The 18,982-nt window shown below is 76.1% G+C and carries 21 protein-coding genes and 1 pseudogene; 11 read left to right on the top strand and 11 right to left on the bottom strand.

Annotated elements, in window-relative coordinates:
• From ACI781_RS17995 to pdxH, 3 genes are all read right to left on the bottom strand, one after another.
• On the bottom strand, positions 1–1,399 hold a 1,399-nt coding region (locus ACI781_RS17995), incomplete at its 3' end, for an MFS transporter (protein ID WP_456567500.1).
• A gap of 127 nt (positions 1,400–1,526) precedes the next feature.
• On the bottom strand, positions 1,527–2,186 hold the full coding sequence (locus ACI781_RS18000; RefSeq protein ID WP_456567501.1) for an FMN-dependent NADH-azoreductase: 660 nt from the start codon (positions 2,184–2,186) through the stop codon (positions 1,527–1,529).
• Between the two features lie 53 nt (positions 2,187–2,239).
• Positions 2,240–2,887, bottom strand: coding sequence for a pyridoxamine 5'-phosphate oxidase (gene pdxH / locus ACI781_RS18005; RefSeq protein WP_456567502.1), 648 nt, complete (start codon positions 2,885–2,887; stop codon positions 2,240–2,242).
• 122 nt (positions 2,888–3,009) lie between these two features.
• On the opposite strand from pdxH, the gene ACI781_RS18010 reads away from it, so the two are divergent.
• The 4 genes from ACI781_RS18010 (at position 3,010) to ACI781_RS18025 (ending at position 6,994) form a co-directional block, all read left to right on the top strand.
• Positions 3,010–4,140: a citrate synthase 2 gene (locus tag ACI781_RS18010; RefSeq protein WP_456567503.1), complete on the top strand. Its 1,131-nt coding sequence runs from the start codon at positions 3,010–3,012 to the stop codon at positions 4,138–4,140.
• An 83-nt stretch (positions 4,141–4,223) separates the two neighbouring features.
• Complete coding sequence (gene serC / locus ACI781_RS18015) at positions 4,224–5,339, top strand: phosphoserine transaminase (RefSeq protein ID WP_456567504.1); 1,116 nt, start codon at positions 4,224–4,226, stop codon at positions 5,337–5,339.
• A 242-nt stretch (positions 5,340–5,581) separates the two neighbouring features.
• Positions 5,582–6,466 carry a septation protein SepH gene (gene sepH / locus ACI781_RS18020; protein ID WP_456567505.1) on the top strand — a complete coding sequence of 295 codons (885 nt, stop codon included), beginning with the start codon at positions 5,582–5,584 and terminating at the stop codon, positions 6,464–6,466.
• Between the two features lie 54 nt (positions 6,467–6,520).
• Positions 6,521–6,994: a general stress protein gene (locus ACI781_RS18025; RefSeq protein WP_456567506.1), complete on the top strand. Its 474-nt coding sequence runs from the start codon at positions 6,521–6,523 to the stop codon at positions 6,992–6,994.
• 40 nt (positions 6,995–7,034) lie between these two features.
• Here the strand turns inward: ACI781_RS18025 and ACI781_RS18030 are convergent, their stop codons facing one another.
• The gene (locus ACI781_RS18030; RefSeq protein WP_456567507.1) at positions 7,035–7,838 is read right to left on the bottom strand and encodes a TrmH family RNA methyltransferase; all 804 of its coding nucleotides are present in this window, start codon (positions 7,836–7,838) and stop codon (positions 7,035–7,037) included.
• 140 nt (positions 7,839–7,978) lie between these two features.
• On the opposite strand from ACI781_RS18030, the gene ACI781_RS18035 reads away from it, so the two are divergent.
• From ACI781_RS18035 to ACI781_RS18050, 4 genes are all read left to right on the top strand, one after another.
• Positions 7,979–8,926 (top strand): NAD(P)/FAD-dependent oxidoreductase, encoded by a 948-nt coding sequence (locus ACI781_RS18035; RefSeq protein WP_456567508.1) that lies wholly within the window; start codon positions 7,979–7,981, stop codon positions 8,924–8,926.
• 113 nt (positions 8,927–9,039) lie between these two features.
• Positions 9,040–9,765 carry an ABC transporter ATP-binding protein gene (locus ACI781_RS18040; RefSeq protein ID WP_456567509.1) on the top strand — a complete coding sequence of 242 codons (726 nt, stop codon included), beginning with the start codon at positions 9,040–9,042 and terminating at the stop codon, positions 9,763–9,765.
• Complete coding sequence (locus tag ACI781_RS18045; protein ID WP_456567510.1) at positions 9,762–10,529, top strand: ABC transporter permease; 768 nt, start codon at positions 9,762–9,764, stop codon at positions 10,527–10,529. Before ACI781_RS18040 ends, ACI781_RS18045 begins: the two co-directional genes overlap by 4 nt.
• Positions 10,530–10,588: 59 nt before the next feature.
• Positions 10,589–11,140 (top strand): TetR/AcrR family transcriptional regulator, encoded by a 552-nt coding sequence (locus ACI781_RS18050; RefSeq protein ID WP_456567511.1) that lies wholly within the window; start codon positions 10,589–10,591, stop codon positions 11,138–11,140.
• A 22-nt stretch (positions 11,141–11,162) separates the two neighbouring features.
• On the opposite strand, the gene ACI781_RS18055 is transcribed toward ACI781_RS18050, so the two are convergent.
• Positions 11,163–11,966 (bottom strand): thioesterase family protein, encoded by an 804-nt coding sequence (locus ACI781_RS18055; RefSeq protein WP_456567512.1) that lies wholly within the window; start codon positions 11,964–11,966, stop codon positions 11,163–11,165.
• Positions 11,967–11,994: 28 nt separating this feature from the next.
• Between ACI781_RS18055 and ACI781_RS18060 the strand changes: the two genes are divergently transcribed.
• Positions 11,995–12,963, top strand: a complete 969-nt coding sequence (locus ACI781_RS18060; protein ID WP_456567513.1) for an aldo/keto reductase — start codon at positions 11,995–11,997, stop codon at positions 12,961–12,963.
• Position 12,964: 1 nt separating this feature from the next.
• On the opposite strand, the gene thpR is transcribed toward ACI781_RS18060, so the two are convergent.
• Genes thpR through ACI781_RS18085 form a run of 5 tightly spaced genes read right to left on the bottom strand, consistent with a single transcriptional unit; the run spans position 12,965 to position 17,230 of the window.
• On the bottom strand, positions 12,965–13,534 hold the full coding sequence (thpR, locus tag ACI781_RS18065) for an RNA 2',3'-cyclic phosphodiesterase (protein ID WP_456567520.1): 570 nt from the start codon (positions 13,532–13,534) through the stop codon (positions 12,965–12,967).
• The gene (locus tag ACI781_RS18070) at positions 13,531–13,917 is read right to left on the bottom strand and encodes a hypothetical protein (RefSeq protein ID WP_456567514.1); all 387 of its coding nucleotides are present in this window, start codon (positions 13,915–13,917) and stop codon (positions 13,531–13,533) included. The genes thpR and ACI781_RS18070 overlap by 4 nt, the downstream gene beginning before the upstream one ends.
• Positions 13,918–13,966: 49 nt before the next feature.
• Positions 13,967–15,259, bottom strand: a complete 1,293-nt coding sequence (locus ACI781_RS18075; protein WP_456567515.1) for an MFS transporter — start codon at positions 15,257–15,259, stop codon at positions 13,967–13,969.
• A complete protein-coding gene (locus ACI781_RS18080; RefSeq protein ID WP_456567516.1) occupies positions 15,256–15,690 on the bottom strand; it encodes a MarR family winged helix-turn-helix transcriptional regulator in 435 nt (144 codons plus the stop codon). The genes ACI781_RS18075 and ACI781_RS18080 overlap by 4 nt, the downstream gene beginning before the upstream one ends.
• A gap of 31 nt (positions 15,691–15,721) precedes the next feature.
• Positions 15,722–17,230, bottom strand: a complete 1,509-nt coding sequence (locus tag ACI781_RS18085; RefSeq protein ID WP_456567517.1) for an NCS2 family permease — start codon at positions 17,228–17,230, stop codon at positions 15,722–15,724.
• Between the two features lie 99 nt (positions 17,231–17,329).
• Here ACI781_RS18085 and ACI781_RS18090 point away from each other — a divergent pair, with 99 nt between their 5' ends.
• On the top strand, positions 17,330–17,563 hold the full coding sequence (locus ACI781_RS18090; protein WP_456567518.1) for a DUF2530 domain-containing protein: 234 nt from the start codon (positions 17,330–17,332) through the stop codon (positions 17,561–17,563).
• A gap of 103 nt (positions 17,564–17,666) precedes the next feature.
• Here ACI781_RS18090 and ACI781_RS18095 read toward each other — a convergent pair whose 3' ends face one another.
• Positions 17,667–18,443, bottom strand: coding sequence for a DUF3027 domain-containing protein (locus ACI781_RS18095; protein WP_456567519.1), 777 nt, complete (start codon positions 18,441–18,443; stop codon positions 17,667–17,669).
• A 93-nt stretch (positions 18,444–18,536) separates the two neighbouring features.
• Between ACI781_RS18095 and ACI781_RS18100 the strand changes: the two are divergent.
• Positions 18,537–18,982: pseudogene (locus ACI781_RS18100) on the top strand (hypothetical protein); the annotation flags it as partial.

Consider the following 18,982-nt stretch of genomic DNA (forward strand, 5'->3'; position numbering starts at 1 on the left):
ACGTTCGTCGCGGCGCTGCTGGCCCGCCGGCCGCCGGAGTCGGTCGTCGTGCTGGGCGGGCGCGCGGCCCGCGGGCGGGCCCCCCCCCCCCCCCCCCCCCCGAGGCCCGGAACAGCCAGAACGACGGCACCACGAGCGCGACGACCGCCATCAGGACGACGGTCGCGATCCCGCCGGACACCATGGCGACGCTGACGCCCGCCGTGCTGGCCAGGGCGCCGGCGCGCAGGTCGCCCAGCCGCGGCCCCCCGGCCACGACGACGATGAACACGCCCTGCATGCGCCCGCGCATCTCCTCCGGCGCCGCCAGCTGCAGCATCGACGAGCGCAGCACCGCGCTGACCATGTCCCCGGCGCCGGCGACCGCCAGGCACAGCACGGCCAGCCACAGCGACGGCGCCAGCCCGAAGCCGATGATCGCCACGCCCCAGACGGCGATCGCGGCGATGACCACCGCGCCCTGCCGGTCCACGCGCGACACCCAGCCCGAGGTCAGGCCCATCAGCAGCGCCCCGATCGAGATGCCGGCGAACAGCCAGCCCAGGGCGTTCGGCGAGTCGGCGAAGCGGGTCTCGGTGAGCTCGGGGAAGACGGCCTGCGGCCAGGCGAAGACCATCGCGATGATGTCGACGACGAAGGTCATCAGCAGCACCGGCTGGGTGCGCAGGAACGCGAACCCCTCCCCCACCCCGCGCACCGCCGCGCCGAGCCGCAGCCGCCCAACGGCCGCGGCGCCCGGCGGCAGGGCCGGCAGCCCGCGCAGCAGCAGGAGCGCGACGACGAAGCCCGCCGCGTCGACGGCGTAGGCCAGGAACAGGTCACCGAGCCCGATCAGCACGCCGGCCAGCAGCGGCCCGACGATGACGCCGACCTGGCGGACCGTCATCGACAGCGCGTTCGCCGCGGGCACGCCGGCGGGGCCGACCAGCGCCGGGATGACCGCGCTGCGCGCCGGCTGGTTGACCGCGCTGAACCCGGAGACCGCGGCGGTGAGCAGCCACAGCAGCCAGACCTCGCCGCCGCCGGGCAGCAGCGCCTGCAGGGCCAGCAGGGTGCTGGTCACGGCCGAGCCGGTCGCGGTCACCAGCATGAGCCGCCGGCGGTCCATCGCGTCGGCGATCGCGCCACCCAGCAGCCCGAACACCACCAGCGGCACCAGGGCGACGATCGACGTGACGCCGACCATCAGCGAGGAGCCGGTGAGGTCGTAGACCTGGAACGGGACGGCGACCAGCGTCATCTGCTGGCCGAGCATCGTCGCCGCGATGCCCCAGAACAGCCGCCGGTAGTTCGCGTCCTGCAGCGGCGTGGTGTCGATGGCCCAGGAGCGCCGCCGGGGCGCCGGGACGGGCTCGGCCGCCGTGCCGGCCCCCTCGACCGGGTCGACCGGGGCGGTCACCGCGCCGGACCTGTTCCGTCGCGGCGGTCCCCGCCGGCGGTGCGGGCGGAACGGGTCAGGAGCACTCCGTCGATGCTGCCACCGGAGGCGGGGCACCGGCCGGACGCCCCGTCGGGCGCGGGTGGGCTCAGGCGGGCGTCGAGTCCCCGGGCAGCCGCCGGGCCAGCTCGGCGGCCTCGACGAGGAGGGCGTCGAACTCCGCCTCCCCCTGCGCGGCCTGGGCGGCCAGCTGCGGGATGCGCCCGGCGATGGCGTACCGGGTGACCAGGGACGTCACCGTCATGCCCATCGCCCCGCCCAGCACCAGCTCGAGCACCGGCACGCCGTGGTCCTGCCCGGCGGTCGGGGTGCCCGCGTCGTAGGCCATCCCGTGGCTCGCCACGACCACGGCCGGCCGGCCGGCGAGCGGCTGGGTGGGCTCGTCGAAGGGCGAGGTCAGCCCCGGCACGTGCACGTGGTCCAGCCACGCCTTCAGCGCCGAGGGCAGCGAGTGGTTGTACATCGGTGCGCCGACCAGGAGGACGTCGGCGGCGAGCAGCTCGTCGATCAGCTCCTGCTGCAGCGCGGCGGCCGCGGCCGGCGGGTCGGCGGCCTCGCCCCGCAGCCGCGGCGCCCAGTGCAGGTCGGCGTCGGCCAGGTGCGGCAGGGGGGCGCGGTGCAGGTCCCGGTGGACGACCGTCCAGTCCCCGCCACGCGACGTCCACGCGTCGGCGAAGGACCGGGTGACCGCCCGGGTGCGGGAGCCGCTCAGGTCGGCGGACGAGTCCAGCTGCAGCAGTCGGGGCACCCGGACACGTCTACACCATCGCGCCGGCCGGCACGGGCTCGCGGGCGCGCGCCTCAGGGGGCGAGGCGCTGCACGACCCAGCCGCCGCCCTCCGCGTCGTCGCGCACGAAGCGCAGCCGGTCGTGCAGGCGCCCGGGACCGCCCTGCCAGAACTCCACCGTCTCCGGGACGACGCGGTACCCGCCCCAGACCGGCGGCCGCGGCACCGACCCGGCCGGGGTCTCCTCGTCGAGCAGCCGCACCCGCGCCTCCAGCTCGTCGCGGGAGTCGACGACGGTGGACTGCACGGAGGCGACGGCGGCCAGCTGCGCCTCCCGCGGCCGCGGGTCCCACAGCGCGTCGGAGGCGCCGTCGCCGATCCGCTCCACCCGCCCGGTCACCCGGACCTGCCGCTGCTGGGCGTGCCACGGGAACACCAGCGCCGCGCGGGGGTTGACGGCCAGCTGCGCCCCCTTGGTGGAGGCGTAGCTGGTCCCGAAGACGAAACCGGCCTCGTCGTAGCCCTTCACGAGCACGATCCGGGCGTCGGGGGCGCCGTCGGCGTCCGCCGTGGCCACGACCACCGCGTTCGGGTCGGCCGCACCGGAGGCGACGACGTCGGTGAACCAGCGGTCGAACTGCTCGAGCCAGCTCCCCGCGAGGTCCTCCTCGCGGAGAACGGGCTGGTCGTAGTCCCTGCGCATGCGGGAGAGGTCGGGCACGCGCCCGATGCTGCCACCGCCCCGCCCCCCGTGTGCCCACGGCCGGTGACGGGCCTATGGTTCGGGCGTTGTCGTGACGCCGCGATCCGGCGCACGATCCCGCGCCCGGAGGAGCATGCGAGATGGCCGACGACTTCGTACCCGGACTGGAAGGCGTCATCGCCTTCGAGACCGAGATCGCCGAACCGGACAAGGACGGCGGCGCCCTGCGCTATCGCGGCGTCGACATCGAGGACCTGGTCGGCAAGGTGACCTTCGGCAACGTGTGGGCCCTGCTGGTCGACGGCAAGTTCGGCCCGGGCCTGCCGCCGGCGGAGCCCTTCCCGATCCCCGTGCACAGCGGTGACGTCCGCGTCGACGTCCAGGCCGCGCTCGCGATGCTGGCCCCCTTCTGGGGCTACCGCCCCCTGCTGGACATCAGCGCCGAGGAGGCCCGCGAGCAGCTGGCCCGCGCCGCCGTCATGGCGCTGTCCTACGTAGCGCAGTCCGCGCGCGGCATCGGCACCCCCGCCGTCCCCCAGGCGCGCATCGACGAGGCCAAGACCATCGTCGAGCGCTTCATGGTCCGCTGGCGCGGCGAGCCCGACCCCCGCCACGTCGCCGCTGTCGACGCCTACTGGACCTCCGCGGCCGAGCACGGCATGAACGCCTCGACGTTCACCGCCCGGGTCATCGCCTCCACCGGCGCCGACGTCGCCGCCGCCATGTCCGGCGCCATCGGCGCCATGTCCGGCCCCCTGCACGGCGGCGCCCCCTCCCGGGTGCTGCACATGCTCGACGAGGTCGAGCAGGTCGGCGACGCCGACCGGTACGTGAAGGACCTGCTGGACCGCAAGGAGCGGCTCATGGGCTTCGGCCACCGGGTGTACCGGGCCGAGGACCCGCGCGCCCGCGTGCTGCGCCGCGCCGCCGAGGAGCTCGGCGCCCCCCGCTTCGAGGCCGCCCGCGCGCTGGAGCAGGCCGCCCTCAAGGAGCTGCGCGAGCGCCGTCCCGACCGCCCGGTCGAGACCAACGTCGAGTTCTGGGCGGCCATCGTCCTGGACTTCGCCGAGGTGCCCAGCCACATGTTCACCTCGATGTTCACCTGCGCCCGCACCGCCGGCTGGTGCGCGCACATCCTGGAGCAGAAGAACACCGGCCGCCTCGTGCGCCCGTCGGCCCGCTACGTCGGCCCCGACCCGCGCAAGCCCGAAGAAGTCGAGGGCTGGGAGAACGTCCAGGTCAAGTCGATCAGCCAGGCCGCCCCGGCCTGATGTGAGGACCCCGCTGCCCCGCCCCGCGACCGTCGCGGGGCGGGGTCTGCAGCGGGCCGAGGTACGGAGAGGCACCGCCCCGCATGAGCATCCAGATCCCCGCCGACCTGCTCCCCCGTGACGGGCGCTTCGGCTGTGGTCCGTCGAAGGTCCGCCCCGAGGCGCTGCAGGCGCTGGCTGCCGACGGCGCGGCCGTCATGGGCACCTCGCACCGGCAGGCGCCGGTCAAGAACCTGGTCAAGCGGGTGCGGGAGGGGCTGGGCGAGCTGTTCGGCCTGCCCGAGGGCTACGAGGTGGTCCTCGGCAACGGTGGGACGACGGCCTTCTGGGACGCGGCCGCCTTCGGCCTGATCCGCGACCGCGCGGCCTTCGGCACCTTCGGGGAGTTCTCCGCGAAGTTCGCCTCGGGCGTCAAGGAGGCGCCGTTCCTCGGCGACCCGGTGATCGCCAAGGCCGAGCCCGGCACGCTGGCGCTGCCCACCGGCGAGGCCGGCGTCGACGCCTACGGCTGGGCGCACAACGAGACCTCGACCGGCGTCATGGCCCCGGTCGTGCGGCCCGAGGGCGCCGACGACGACGCGCTCGTGCTCGTCGACGCCACGAGCGGCGCTGGCGGCCTGCCGGTCGACGTCGCCCAGGCCGACGTCTACTACTTCGCCCCGCAGAAGGCCTTCGCCGCCGACGGCGGCCTGTGGGTCGCGCTGATGTCGCCGCGGGCCCTGGCCCGCGTGGCCGAGATCAAGGCGTCGGGCCGCTGGATCCCCGGGTTCCTGGACCTGTCGATCGCGGTCGACAACTCCAGCAAGGACCAGACGTACAACACCCCGGCGGTGGCGACCCTCTTCCTGCTGGCCGACCAGGTCGACTGGCTCAACGGCCTCGGCGGGCTGCCCGGCGCCGTCGAGCGCACCCGCGACTCCTCCAGCCGCCTCTACGGCTGGGCCGAGCGGTCCGAGTCGGCCACCCCGTTCGTCGCGGAGCCGGCCGAGCGCTCGCTCGTCGTGGGCACCGTCGACTTCGCCGAGGGCGTCGACGCCGCGCAGATCGCCAAGGTGCTGCGCGCCAACGGCGTGGTCGACGTCGAGCCCTACCGCAAGCTCGGCCGCAACCAGCTGCGCGTGGGCATGTTCCCGGCCGTCGACCCCGACGACGTCAGCGCGCTGACCGCCTGCATCGACCACGTCGCCGAGCGCCTCTAGCCCTCGGGCGCCCCTCCTCCCGAGCGGGCGCGTCTGCACCCCGCCCCCCGGCCGAGATCGGCGATCTCGGCGGTATCACGCGCTGATGCCGCCGAGATCGCCGATCTCGGCGTCGGCGGGTGGTGACCGGGAGGGCCGGCAACAACTCCCGCCACGCCGGGCGTGGCTGCGGCGGCACCTCCGCGAGCGCGGCTAGCCTCGGCCGCGGATCCACCCACCCTCGCGACGAACGGAGGACGCCCATGCGCACGCTGCGCCTCGTGGGGCTCTCCGACGACGGCTCGAGCCTGGTGCTCGCCGCCGAGGGGGTCGAGCCCGGCGACGAGGGCGAGCGGTTCGAGCTCCCCGTCGACGACCGGGTCCGCGCCGCCGCCCGCGGTGACGCCCGCCGGCTGGGCCAGATCGACGTCGACCTCGGCATGAGCCTGCCCCCGCGGGTCATCCAGGCCCGCATCCGGGCCGGCGAGACGCCGGAGCAGGTGGCCGAGGCCGCCGGCGTGCGGGTCGAGCGCGTGCTGCGGTTCGCCCATCCGGTGCTGCAGGAGCGCGAGCGCGTGGCCGAGCAGGCGAGGGAGGCCCGCGTCCGCCTCTCCGACGGCTCGTTCGCCCCGCCGCTGCAGCAGTTCATGGCCGAGCGGCTGCGGCTGCTGGGCACCGACCTCGACGCCGTCCGGTGGGACGCCGCCCGCCCCTCCGACGGCGTCTGGCACGTGACCGCCGCGTGGCAGGCGGGCGCGAAGTCCGGCGTCACCCGCTGGGTCTACGACGTGCCGGGCCGCACGGTCACCCCGGCCGACGCCGGCACCACCGACTTCGCCGAGGGCACCCGCCTGGTGCGCGTCGTCCCGGACGTGCCGGCGGGCCTCCCGGCGTCCCCGCTGCACCGCTCCCGCCCGGTCTCGATGGTCACCGAGCAGGTGACCCCGGAGCCGGCGGAGCCGGTGCGCGACGTCGTCCCCCCGGACGGCACGCCCACGCGCCGGGCCCACGACCCCGTGCCCGACCTCGACGAGATCGCCGAGCACGACACCGTCGTCCTGGGCCGGACCGACGGCGAGGACGAGGACCCACGCGCCCGCATCCCGGCGTGGGAGGACATCGTGTTCGGGGTGCGCAAGCACCGCTGACCCGGCGGAACAGCGCCGCCGCGTCCCCCGTTGACCCGGGACAGGAGGTGGGCCATGTCCATGTCGGTGTCGATGCCGCTCGGCGGTGTCCAGGTGGGGTCCTACGACAGCTACGAGCAGGCGCAGGCCGCCGTCGACTACCTGTCGGACGAGCGGTTCCCCGTGGAGAACGTGACCATCATCGGGTCGGACCTGCGGATGGTCGAGAAGGTCACCGGCCGGATGACGTGGGGGCGGGCGCTCGCGGCCGGTGCCCTCGGCGGCGCCTGGTGGGGTCTGTTCGTCGGCCTGCTGCTAGGGATCTTCACCTCCGACGGCGACAACTGGCTCGCCTCGGTGTTCTCCGGGCTCCTGATCGGTCTGCTCTTCGGGGCGCTGTTCGGCGGCATGGGGTACGCGGCCACCCAGGGCCGGCGCGACTTCACCAGCACGAGCCGGATCACCGCCGCCCGCTACGACGTGATGTGCGAGCCCAGCCGCGCCGAGGAGGCCCGCGCGATGCTGGCCCGGTTCTCGCTGCGCGGCTGACCGCGGCGGCTCAGCGCAGGGCCGCTCAGCGCAGGGCGGCTCAGCGCAGGGTCGCGAACGCCACCGCGGCCGCGGCCGCGACGCCGAGGGAGTCCACCCCGGCCCGCATCGGGATCCGCGCCCGGACCCGCGCGGCGGCCTGGGCCTTCGGGGTCAGCCCCGGGCCCTCGGCGCCCAGCAGGACCGCGGTGCGCGGGTGCGCCCGGGGGTCGACGTCGGCCAGGTCGACGGCGTCGTCCGCGGGGGTGAGCGCCACGGTGAGGTACCCGGCGTCGTGCAGCCGGTCCAGCCCGCCGGGCCAGTCGGGCAGGACGGCGAAGGGCAGCGACAGCACGTGGCCCATCGACACCCGCACCGAGCGGCGGTACAGCGGGTCGGCGCAGCGCGGGTCCAGCAGCAGCCCGTCCACGCCCAGCGCCACGGCCGACCGGGCGATCGAGCCCAGGTTCTCCGCGTCGTTGAGCGCCTCCAGCACCGCGAGCCGGCGCGGCGCCGCCGGGTCCGGGCCGGCCAGCAGCCGGTCGACGTCGGCGGGCGGGTGCCGGTCGGCCGAGGCGAGCACGCCGCGGGTCAGCCGGAAGCCGATGACCTCCGACAGCACCCACTTGTCCGCCTCGTAGGCCGCGACGCCCTCGGGCAGGTCCAGGGCCGCCAGCCGGCCGGGGACGCCCAGCACCGCGCGGACCCGGTACGGCGAGGCGAGCAGCCGCTGCACCGCGGGCACCCCCTCGACGATGACCGGTCCGGTGCCGCGCGGCGTGCCGGGCGCCCTGTCGCCGGCCACGAGGTCGCGGAAGTCGGCGACCCGCTCGTCGGCGGGATCGGTGATCTGCTCGGCTGCCACGCCGCCGATCCTCGGGCATGGGAGGCCATCCCCCGGTACCGGGCCCGGCAGACGGGGGGATGGCTTCCCATGCCTCGTGCCGGGTGCCGGCTGCCGGGGCTCCCCGAGCGGCGCGGGCGCGCGGCCAGCAAGATCAGGCGGTGGCCTCCCCCGTGACCGTCGTCGGCGGCGGCATCGCCGGGATCGCCTGCGCCCGCGCCCTGCTGGCCGGCGGGACCGCCGTCCGCGTGCTCGACCGCGCGCACCGCCCGGGCGGGCGGATGGCCTCGCGCAGCATGCGGGGCGGCCGGGTGGTCGACATCGGCGCCTCCTACCTGACCGTCTCCGACGGCTCGCCCTTCGCCGGCGTCGTCGCCTCCTGGGTCGACCGCGGCCTGGCCCGGCCGTGGACAGACACCTTCGCCGTCGCCGGCCCCTCCGGCGTCGAGCGGACCACCACCGGGCCGGTGCGGTACGCCGCCCCCGACGGGTTGCGGTCGCTGGTCGCCGACCTCGCGAGCGGCGTCGACGTCGTCGCCGAGGTCACCGTCGAGCAGGTCCGCCCGGGCCCGAGCGTGGACGGCGAGGCGGTGCCGGCGGCGGTGCTGGCCATGCCAGACCCCCAGGCGCGGCGCCTGCTGGACCCCGACACCGCCGGCCGGCTGCTCGGCGACCGCGCGTGGGAGCCGGCGCTGGCCGTCGTCCTGGGCTTCGACCGGCGGTGCTGGCCGGCCGACCTGCACGGCGCCTTCGTGCACGACGACGACGCGGTGACCTGGGTCGCCGACGACGGGGACCGCCGCGGCGACGGCGCCCCGGTGCTGGTGGCGCACACGACCCCGGAACTGGCCCGTGCCCACCTGGCCGACCCCGAGGCCGCCGGACCGGCCGTCGCCGCCGCGGTGGCGCGCGCGCTCGACCTCGCCGCCGCTCCGACCTGGGCGCGCGTGCACCGCTGGACCTTCGCGCGGCCGGCCGACCCGCGGCCGGAGCCGTTCGGGCTGGTCGACGGGATCGGCGCGTGCGGCGACGGCTGGTCGGCGCCCTCGCGGGTCGAGGCGGCCTGGACCTCCGGCGACGCGCTGGGCCGGGCGCTCGCCCGGGCCTGACGCCTGCCGCCCCGGGGGCGCCCCGGTACCGGCTCCCGGACCCGTTGACGACCGCGCCACAACTCACCTACCGTTGAGTTCATCAGGCGTTGAGTTGTCCTGAGGAGGCGACCATGACCGACGCCGTCACCGTCACCGACCTCGTCGTGGACCGCGGTCCGCGCCGCGTGCTCCCGGGTCTCACCTGCGCGGTGCCCGCCGGCCGGGTCACCGGCCTGCTGGGCCCGAGCGGCAGCGGGAAGTCCACCCTGCTGCGGGCCGTCGTGGGCGTGCAGCGGATCCGCTCCGGCGAGGTGACCGTCCTCGGCGAGCCGGCCGGCTCCCCCGCCCTGCGCTCCCGGGTCGGCTACGTCACCCAGGCGCCCAGCGTCTACGAGGACCTCACCGTCCGGGAGAACGCCCGGTACTTCGCCGCCCTCTACGGCCGAGGGCACCGCCCGGCGGACGCCGCCCTCGTCGACGTCGGCCTGCGCGACGCCGCCGGCCAGCTGGTCGGCGACCTGTCGGGTGGTCAGCGCGGACGGGTGTCGCTGGCCTGCGCCCTGGTCGGTGAGCCCGAGCTGCTCGTGCTCGACGAGCCCACCGTCGGCCTGGACCCCGTGCTGCGGGTGGAGCTGTGGGACCGGTTCGCCGCCCTCGCCGCCGCGGGGACGACGCTCGTCGTGTCCAGCCACGTCATGGACGAGGCCGGCCGCTGCGACCGGCTCCTGCTGCTCCGCGAGGGCGAGCTGCTCAGCGACTCGACCCCGGAGCAGCTGCGCGCGGAGTCGGGCACCGACGACCTCGAGGAGGCGTTCCTGCGCCTCGTCCTCGCCCGCCGGCAGGAGGTGGCGGCGTGACCACCGCCCTGAGCCCCCGGATGACGGCAGCGACGACCGGCCGGGTCGTCCGCCAGCTCCGCCACGACCCCCGCACGATCGCCATGCTGACCGTGCTGCCGGGCCTGCTGCTCGGGCTGCTGTACCTGCTGTGGCGGGACGTGCCGACCCCGCCCGGGCAGGCCACGGTGTTCGACCGGGTCGGGCTCACGATGCTGGGGATCTTCCCCTTCGTCGTGATGTTCCTGGTCACCAGCATCGCGATGCTGCGGGAGCGCACCTCGGGCACCCTGGAGCGGCTGCTGAGCACCCCGTTGTCGCGGCTGGACCTGCTGCTGGGCTACGGCCTGGCCTTCGGCGCCGCCGCGGCGGTGCAGGCGGTGGTCACCGTCACCGTGGCCACGACGCTGTACGGCCTCGACGTCGCGGGGTCACTGTGGCTCGTCGTGCTCATCGCCGTCGTCGACGCGGTGCTGGGGGTCGCCCTGGGCCTGCTCGCCAGCGCCTTCGCCCGCACCGAGTTCCAGGCGGTGCAGTTCATGCCGGTCGTCGTCCTCCCGCAGTTCTTCCTCTGCGGGCTGCTCGTCCCGCGCGAGCAGATGGCCGGCTGGCTGCAGGCGATCAGCGACCTCCTGCCGCTCACCTACGCGGTCGAGGCCCTGCAGGAAGTGGGGTCCTCGGCGACCGCGACCGGCACGATGTGGCGGGACGTCGCGATCGTGGCCGGTGTCGCGCTGCTCGCCCTGGCGCTGGCTGCGGCGACCCTGCGGAGGAGGACCAGCTGAGCGAGACCCGACGGCGCCCCGGCGGACGCCGCCCCGGCAACCCCGACACCCGCGAGGCGGTGCTGACGGCGGCCCGGACGGCGTTCGCCGAGCGCGGCTACGACGGCGCCTCCATCCGCGCCATCGCCGCCGCCGCCGAGGTGGACCCCGCGCTGGTGCACCACTACTTCGGCACCAAGGACAAGCTCTTCCTCGCGGCCGTCGAGGCCCCGGCCGACCCCGAGGAGTTCCTCCCGGAGGTGCTGGCCGCGCCGCCGGACGCGCGGGGGGCCGCCGTCGTGCGCATGGTGCTGCGGGTGTGGGACGGCCCGGCGCGGCCCGCCGTCCTCGCCCTGGTCCGCTCCGCCATCAACCACGAGTGGTCGGCGGTGCTGCTGCGCGAGTTCGTCCTGGCCAAGGTCGTCCGCCGGGTGGTCGGCTCGATGGACCTCCCGGTCGCCGAGCGGGAGGCCCGCGGCGCGCTGGTCGCCTCCCAGGTCATCGGCCTGGTCATCGCCCGCTACGTGCTGCGCCTGGAGCCGCTGGCCTCCGCCTCGCCGGACGCGGTGGTGGCCGCCGTCGGCCCGACCGTGCAGCGCTACCTCGCCGGCGACGTCGCCCTGCCCGGCTGACCGCCGCCGGGCCCGGGACGGCTCAGCGCGGCAGGCGGGCCAGCTGCCGGCTCTGCGCGACCAGCCGGCCGGTCGAGTCCCAGATCGAGCAGTCCTCGTCGGTCCAGCCGCCGGCCACCTCGGTGTTGACGTTCTCGACCAGGCACCAGCCCGGCGCCGGGAGCGCGCGCACCAGCACCTGCAGCTGCACGGTCGGCGCCCAGCCCGTCCGGCCCATCGCGAAGGCGGCCGGCGGCAGCGCGTCGGCGAACAGCAGCAGCGCGAGCGGGTCGGGCTCGCGCCCGTCGGCCAGCCGCATCCAGGCGCGCAGCCGGGGCTCGGCCGCCGGGCGGCCGTGCATGAAGCCCGCCGTCGCCGGGTCGAAGCGCATCTCCAGCTGCCCGGCCAGCCCGACGGCCGGCTTCCCGCCCTCCCGCAGCGAGGACGGGCAGTCCTCCGGCGCCGGCGCCGACGGCATCGGGTTGGCCGACCAGTCGACCGGCTCCTCCCCCAGCGTCGCGGCGGTGACCTGCGCGGTCAGCAGCGGCCCGGCGTCGGTGGACAGCACGGCGACGCTGTTGGCCAGCGTCCGCCCGGGCGCCCCGGCGGTCAGCGAGACGGCGGCCGGTCCCGCCGCGGCCGCGCGCAGGAAGGTCGCCGACACCGCGACCGGGTGCGGGTGCGGGCTGCCGGCCAGGGCGGCGCGGGCGGCCACCGCCATCAGGTAGCCGCCGTTGAGGATGCCGCCGCCGATCTCCCAGTTCGCGTCCAGCTGGGCGATGGAACCTCCCCCCTCGGCGAGGGTCACGGCGGTGGCACGGTCGAAGGCACTGTCGCTCTGCGGCACGCCGGACAGGGTGCCAGGGTGGGGATCCATGGAGTACACGCACCTCGGCCGCAGCGGCCTGTCGGTCTCCCGGCTGTGCCTGGGGACCATGAACTTCGGCTGGAAGACCGAGGAGGACCAGTCGCACGCGATCATGGACCGGGCGCTCGCCGAGGGCGTGAACTTCTTCGACACCGCCAACGTCTACGGCTTCGAGGCCGGCAAGGGCCGGACCGAGGAGGTCATCGGCTCCTGGTTCGCCCAGGGCGCCGAGCGGCGGGAGAAGACCGTGCTGGCGACCAAGGTGTACGGCGGCATGTCGGACTGGCCCAACGACACCTTCCTGTCCGCGCGCAACATCGTGCGCGCCTGCGAGGCCTCGCTGCGGCGGCTGCAGACCGACTGGATCGACCTCTACCAGTTCCACCACGTCGACCTGCAGACGCCGTGGGACGAGATCTGGCAGGCCTGCGAGACGCTGGTCGCCCAGGGCAAGGTGCTGTACGTCGGCTCGTCCAACCACGCCGGCTGGCAGCTGGCGACCGCCAACGCGGTCGCCGCCCGCCGCGGCTCGCAGGGTCTGGTCAGCGAGCAGTCGCACTACAACCTGCTCACCCGGCACGTGGAGCTGGAGGTGCTGCCGGCCGCGCAGCACCACGGCATCGGCGTCATCCCCTGGAGCCCGCTGGCCGGGGGGCTGCTCGGCGGCGTCCTGGACGGGTCGGAGGGCGCCCGCCGCCAGGAGGAGCGCAACCGGGAGCGGATCGAGCGCCACCGCCCGGCGCTGGAGGCGTGGGAGGCGCTGTGCCGCGAGCTCGGGCACGCCCCGGCCGACGTCGGCGTGGCGTGGCTGCTGCACCGGCCGGGAGTGACCGCGCCGATCGTCGGGCCGCGCACGATGGAGCAGTTCGAGGGCGGCCTGCGCGCCCTCGAGATCACCCTGGACGAGGCCACGCTGGCCCGCCTCGACGAGATCTTCCCGGGCTACCGGCCGGCCCCCGTGGAGTACGCCTGGTGAGTCAGCCCCCGGGCGCCCAGCCGGCCACCCGGTCGTGCCGCGGGCGGGGGCCGAGGGTGCTGCGCACCAGCGTCACCTCCGCCACCGGCCACCGCGGCCCCGCGTAGCCGGCGAGCCGGTCGGCCAGGGCGGCGTCGGCGGGCCGGCCGGGCCGCCAGCGCCCGAGGGTGAGGTGCGGGTGGAAGGGGCGGTCCTCCACCGCCAGCCGCAGCGCCCGGGCGGCGCGGCCGAGCCGGGCGGCCAGCTCGCCCAGCGGGACGACGTCCCCGGCGAGGCCGGCCCACAGCACCTGCGGACGGCGCACCGAGCCGAACCGTCCGCCACCGGCGAGCCGCAGCGTCATCGGCGGGCAGGCGGCGACGACCCCGGCGACGCGCTCGCACAGCGGGGCCACGGTCGCCGGGGGGACGGCGCCGAGGAACAGCAGCGTGAGGTGCCACCGGTCGGGCGCCGTCCAGGCGGGCGCGCCGGCCGCGGCCCGCAGCGGCTCGACGGCCGCGGCCAGGTGCGCCAGCGCCTCGTCGGACGGGGTGACGGCGACGAACAGCCGCAGCGGCCCCGGCTCGTTCAGCGGGCGTCCAGGCCGGCGTCGGTGAGCGCCGCCTGCAGCCGGAGCCGTTCGACGTCCCGGGCCCGGCCGTCCGGCGTGAGCGTCAGGGTGTGCCGCACCTCCAGCAGCGTGGCCGCTTCCACGAGGACGTCGTCGTAGGCCGCCTGCAGGCCCCGCCTCCGGGCGACGGGCGACCCGGCGGGGACCAGTTCGAGCTGGCGGGCCAGGCGGCGCAGGTCGGCGGCCACCTGCTGCAGCGGGCGGTGGACCGGGTGCGGGGTCCGGTCGCGGCGGGCGGGCAGCCGCACCGAGCCGCAGAACAGGCCGCTCAGCAGTCCCAGCAGGGCGAAGGAGCCCACGAGCGCGGCGGTGAGCAACACGAGCTGCAGCAGGGCGCCGGCCATGACGGCCTCCGGGGCGGCGGGGTGCGGGTGGGCTGAACGGTACGCCGGGTCAGCCGGTGCCGACGGGTGAGCCGAGACCGGGCGCCGGGGCACCGTCGGCGCCCCGGGCCCGCTGCCGGCGGAGCAGCCGCGCCCCCGCGCACGCCCCCGCCACGGCCAGCAGGCCCCCGGTCAGCACGAGGGCCCAGCGCGGGCCGAGGTGCTCGGCGATCCAGCCGACCAGCGGCGCCCCCAGCGGCATCCCGCCCGTGAGGCACATGAAGTACAGCGCCATCACCCGGCCGCGCAGCTGGGGGTCGACGCCCAGCTGGACGAAGCTGTTGTTCGCGACGGTGAACAGCATCGCCGCCGCCCCGGTGGGCACCAGGGCCGCGGCGAACCAGCCGTAGCCGGGCATGAGGCCCGCGACGACGGAGGCCAGGCCGAACAGCACCACGCCGGCGACCAGGACCCGCTGCCGGGGTCGGCTGGTGCGGCGGGCCGACAGCAGCGCCCCGGTGAGCGAGCCGACCGCGAAACAGGTGGTGAGCAGGCCGAAGGCCTCCGCCCCGACGGCGAACTCCTGCCGGGCCATCAGCGCGATCGTGACCTGGGTGTTCAGCCCGAAGGTGCCCACCAGCAGGGCGAGCCCCAGCGCCAGGACGAGGTCCGGCCGGGACCACGCGTAGGCGAGGCCGGCTCGCAGCTGGCCGCGCGCCCGGGCGACCGGCGGGCTGGGGAACAGCTCCCCCGGCCGCATCACGAGCAGCGCCGCGATCGTGAACGCGAAGCTGCCGGCGTTGACCAGGAACGCCGGGCCGGTGTCCCCCGAGGACGCGCCGATCAGCAGCCCGGCCACCGCGGGGCCGACCAGCCGGGCACCGTTGAAGATCGTGGAGTTCAGGCCGACGGCATTGGTGACCAGCTCCGGCCCGACCATCTCCGAGACGAAGGCCTGCCGCACCGGGACGTCGATCGCCGACACCGCACCCAGCGCCCCGGCCAGCGCGAAGACCTGCCACAGCTGGACGCCGTCCGTCACCACCAGCAGGCCGAGCACGAGCGCGACCAGCCCCATGAGGGCCTGCGTGACCACGAGCACCCGCCGCTTGGGGTAGCGGTCGGCCAGGACGCCGCCGTAGAGGCTCAGCAGCAGGCTCGGCCCGAACTGCAGGGCGGTGACGACGCCGAGGGCGGTGCCGCTGTCGCCGGACAGCTGCAGCACCAGCCAGTCCTGGCCGATCCGCTGCATCCACGTGCCGATCAGGCTGACCAGGTTGGCCGAGGCGTACAGGCGGTAGTTGCGCACCCGCAGCGACCGGAACGTGCCCCGCGAGGGGCTGGCGGCGGGGGCGGCACTCACCGAGCGGCCAGCTTCTCCATGATCTCCGCGGCCTCCCGCAGGACCGCGCGCTCCTCGCCGGTCAGCTCCGCCAGCTGCCCGGTCAGCCACGCCTCGCGGGCCTGCGCCTCGGCGGTGAGCAGCTCCTCCGCGGCCGGGGTGAGGGCGATGACCACCTGGCGGCCGTCGGTGGGGTGCGGGTCGCGGGTCAGCAGGCCCATCGCCTCCAGCGCCACGACCACCCGCGTCATCGACGGCGGCTGCACCCGCTCGTGCCCGGCCAGCTCGCCCGGGCTCATCGGCCCGTGCCGCTTGAGCGTCGACAGCGCCGACAGGTGCGTCAGCGTGACCGAGGTGTCCACCCGCTGGTGGCGCAGCCGGCGGGAGAACCGCATGACCGCCAGCCGCAGGTCGTGCGCCAGCGCCGCGCTGTCCAGCGTCGTCCGGGGCACGATCCGTAGCCTACCTAACGACCTCGCGCGCTCAGACGAGCTGCTGGATCGGCTCCAGCGCGAAGTAGACGACGAACACCGCGGCGATGACCCACATCAGCGGGTGCACCTCGCGGCCGCGGCCGACCGCGACGCGCAGGAGCACGAAGCTGACCACGCCGGCCCCGATGCCGTTGGTGATCGAGTAGGTGAACGGCATCAGCGCGATGGTGAGGAACGCCGGGATGACCAGCGACATGTCGTCCCAGGTCAGGTGCCGGATCTGGGTGATCATCAGCGCGCCGACGATGACCAGCGCCGGGGCGGCCGCCTCGGACGGGACCATCTCGACCAGCGGCGTGAAGAACATCGCGCCGAGGAAGAGCACGCCGGTGACGACGCTGGCCAGGCCGGTGCGGGCGCCGTCGGCCACACCGGCGGTGCTCTCGATGTAGGTCGTGTTGGACGAGACGCTGCCGGCGCCACCGGCGGCGGCGGCCACCGAGTCGACCAGCAGCACCGGCTGCGACCGCGGCAGGTTGCCCCTGTCGTCCAGCAGGTCGCCCTCGGCGCCGACGGCGGTGACCGTGCCGACGGTGTCGAAGAAGTCGGCGATCATGATCGAGAAGACGATCAGCAGCGCGGCGATGACCCCGATCCGCTCGAAGCCGCCGAACAGCGAGAACTGGCCCACCAGGGACAGGTCGGGGCTGGAGACGACGTCGTCGGGCAGCTCGGGCACCTGCAGCGCCCAGCCGCGGGCGTTCTCGGCGCCGTCGGCGATGCGCGGGCCGACGTCGGCGATCGCCTCGACGATGATCGCCAACACCGTCGTCGCCACGATGCCGATGAGCAGCGCGCCCTTGACCTTGCGCACCACCAGGACGGCCATGAGCAGCAGGCCGACGACGAACACCAGCAGCGGCCAGCCGGCCAGCGACCCCTCGACGCCGAAGCTGATCAGCGGGCTGCCGGGGCGGATGACCCCCGCGTCGGCCAGCCCGATGATCGTCAGGAAGAACCCGATGCCGACGGCGATCGCCACCTTGAGCTGCCCCGGGATCGCCTCGAAGACGGCCTTCCGGAAGCCGGTGAGCACCAGCACGGTGATGAGCAGGCCCTCGAGGACCACCAGGCCCATGATCTCGGGCCAGGTGAGCTGGGTGGCCGCGTAGACGCCGACGATGGCGTTGATGCCCAGGCCGGTGGCCAGCGCCAGCGGGTAGCGACCCACGACGCCCATGAGGATCGTCATGAGCCCGGCGATCAGCGCGGTGACGGCGGCGACGGAACGGAACGGCAGCGTGTTCCCGTCGATGTCGGCGCCGGACAGGATGATCGGGTTGAGCACCACGATGTAGGCCATCGTGAAGAAGGTGGTGAGCCCGCCGCGGACCTCGCGGGCGACGGTGGAGCGGCGCGCGCTGATGCCGAAGTAGCGGTCCAGGCCGTTGCGCGGACGGATGCGGGGCCCCTCGCTGCGCCGCGGGGCGGCCGGCGTGGCGGCCGCGGAGACGTCGGCGGGGCTGTCCCCGGTGGCGGGGCGGGACTTCTCGGGCATGGTGCATCTCCGCGGGGGGACTGCCGGACGGGCGGCGACAGAGTGCCACACGCGGCGCGCACCGCCGGAGCCCGTCCGGGGAACGCCTAGGGTCGTGGCGTGCCCGGACCGACGAAGCAGGCCCCGCCCCCGCTGCGCGTGGACACCGCGCGGGTGGTGCTGGCCGGGACGGCGCTGTGGGCGGTGGCGCTGGTGGTGGTGCTGCTGCTCGGTGACCGCGTGGACCGGGTGTGGACGTGGACGTGCGTCGCCGGCATCGCGCTGCCGTTCCTCGGGCTGGGCATCATGCGCTGGCAGGGCCAGCTCGGGAAGGCGCGCCCCGACCGCGACTGACCGACCTCGCGGGCGCCCTCCCCACGATGCCGGCCCTGCAGGACCCCCGGACCACGAGGAACACCCGCAGAGTGGCCGCGGTGCGGTCCGGAGGACCGCAGGACTACAGCTTGTCGTAGTCGGCGGTGTCGTACCGCGCGGTGTGCACGACCTCCGTGGCCTCCTGCACGACGAGGGTGGCCTGGCTGTGGGCGCCGCAGCCGTAGTCGACGGTGACCACGCGCCCGTCGGCGGGGGCGTACGCGTTCCCGCAGGCCCCGGCCGCGCCGCGCAGGGACCCGGCCAGCGGCAGGAAGAAGCCGCAGGTGCCGCACGGGCCCGGGGCGTGCCGGGCCATGGGGGAGCGCGGCCCGAAGTCGCCGTCGGACCAGCGGGTCAGGGCCTCGGCGCGGCCCTCGCGGGACAAGACCCGCTCGCGGCCGATCCCGATCTCCTGGGCGACGGCGCGGGCCTCGGGGTCCTCGGCGACGTCGTCGTCGACGGTGTAGGCGGGGACCAGCCGGGGGTCGTCCTCGGTGGAGGGCAGCACGTCCCCGACCGAGAGGTCGCCGGGGCGCAGCCGCTCGTGCCACGGCACCCAGGCGGGGGCCAGCAGCGCCTGCTCGCCGGGGAGCAGCACGACCTCGTCGACAGTGACGGCGTCCTCACCGGCGGCGAGGCCCAGCGTCACGGCCCAGTACCAGCCGACGTAGCCGGGCAGGGTGCTGGCGAAGCAGTGGGTCAGCGTCTCGCCGAGGGCGGGGTCACCGGGCCCCTCGGGCGTGGCCGCCAGGTGCTCGCCGACGACGCCGGGGTCGCCGGCGGTCTCCTCGGCCGCGGCGCGGGCCAGGTCGACGGCGGCGGCCAGGGGGGACGGCGGGGTGTCGGGCACGTCCCCCATTGTCGCGCACCGCCGCCGCCCCGTCCGCCGCGGTGGGGTACGCGCCGCTTCCGCCTTCCCCGCCTGCTCAGGGACGTGCGGCACCATGGGGCGGTGCCCACCACCCCGCCTCCCGGACCGCGCCGCGGCGTGCTGCGTCGCCGCTCGGCTGCGCCGGTGACCGGGCCGCTGGACACCGCGCCGGTCGAGCGTCCCCGGTCGGCCACCCGCCCGATGCCGGCCGCCGACGACCCCGCGACCGACCGGGCGCCCGCCCCGGACGCCGACGACTCCCCGACCGGCCCCACGACCCGCGTGCCGGCGCCGGCCGGACCGCCGCGCCCCCCGGTGCCGCCCGCCGCGCCGGCGGCGTACCCGCCCGGCGCCGGGTACCCGCCGGCGGCGTACGGCCCCGGGCCCTACGGCGTGGCGCCGTACGGCTACCCGCCGGGCGGCTACGTGCCGGCCGCGTACCCGCCGGCCGCGTACCCGCCGGCCGCCTATCCCCCGGCCGGCTACCCGCCCGCCCACCCCCCCGCGGCCTACCAGCCCCCCGCCTA

This window comes from Blastococcus sp. SYSU D00695, from assembly GCF_054050555.1.

Bases quoted from the DNA above. Each gene is read 5' to 3' on its own strand.
- ACI781_RS18010 (WP_456567503.1), top strand. From the start codon at position 3,010: ATGGCCGACGACTTCGTACCCGGACTGGAAGGCGTCATCGCCTTCGAG.
- serC (WP_456567504.1), top strand. From the start codon at position 4,224: ATGAGCATCCAGATCCCCGCCGACCTGCTCCCCCGTGACGGGCGCTTC.
- sepH (WP_456567505.1), top strand. From the start codon at position 5,582: ATGCGCACGCTGCGCCTCGTGGGGCTCTCCGACGACGGCTCGAGCCTG.
- ACI781_RS18025 (WP_456567506.1), top strand. From the start codon at position 6,521: ATGTCCATGTCGGTGTCGATGCCGCTCGGCGGTGTCCAGGTGGGGTCC.
- ACI781_RS18040 (WP_456567509.1), top strand. From the start codon at position 9,040: ATGACCGACGCCGTCACCGTCACCGACCTCGTCGTGGACCGCGGTCCG.
- ACI781_RS18060 (WP_456567513.1), top strand. From the start codon at position 11,995: ATGGAGTACACGCACCTCGGCCGCAGCGGCCTGTCGGTCTCCCGGCTG.
- ACI781_RS18070 (WP_456567514.1), bottom strand. From the start codon at position 13,917: ATGGCCGGCGCCCTGCTGCAGCTCGTGTTGCTCACCGCCGCGCTCGTG.
- ACI781_RS18085 (WP_456567517.1), bottom strand. From the start codon at position 17,230: ATGCCCGAGAAGTCCCGCCCCGCCACCGGGGACAGCCCCGCCGACGTC.
- ACI781_RS18095 (WP_456567519.1), bottom strand. From the start codon at position 18,443: ATGGGGGACGTGCCCGACACCCCGCCGTCCCCCCTGGCCGCCGCCGTC.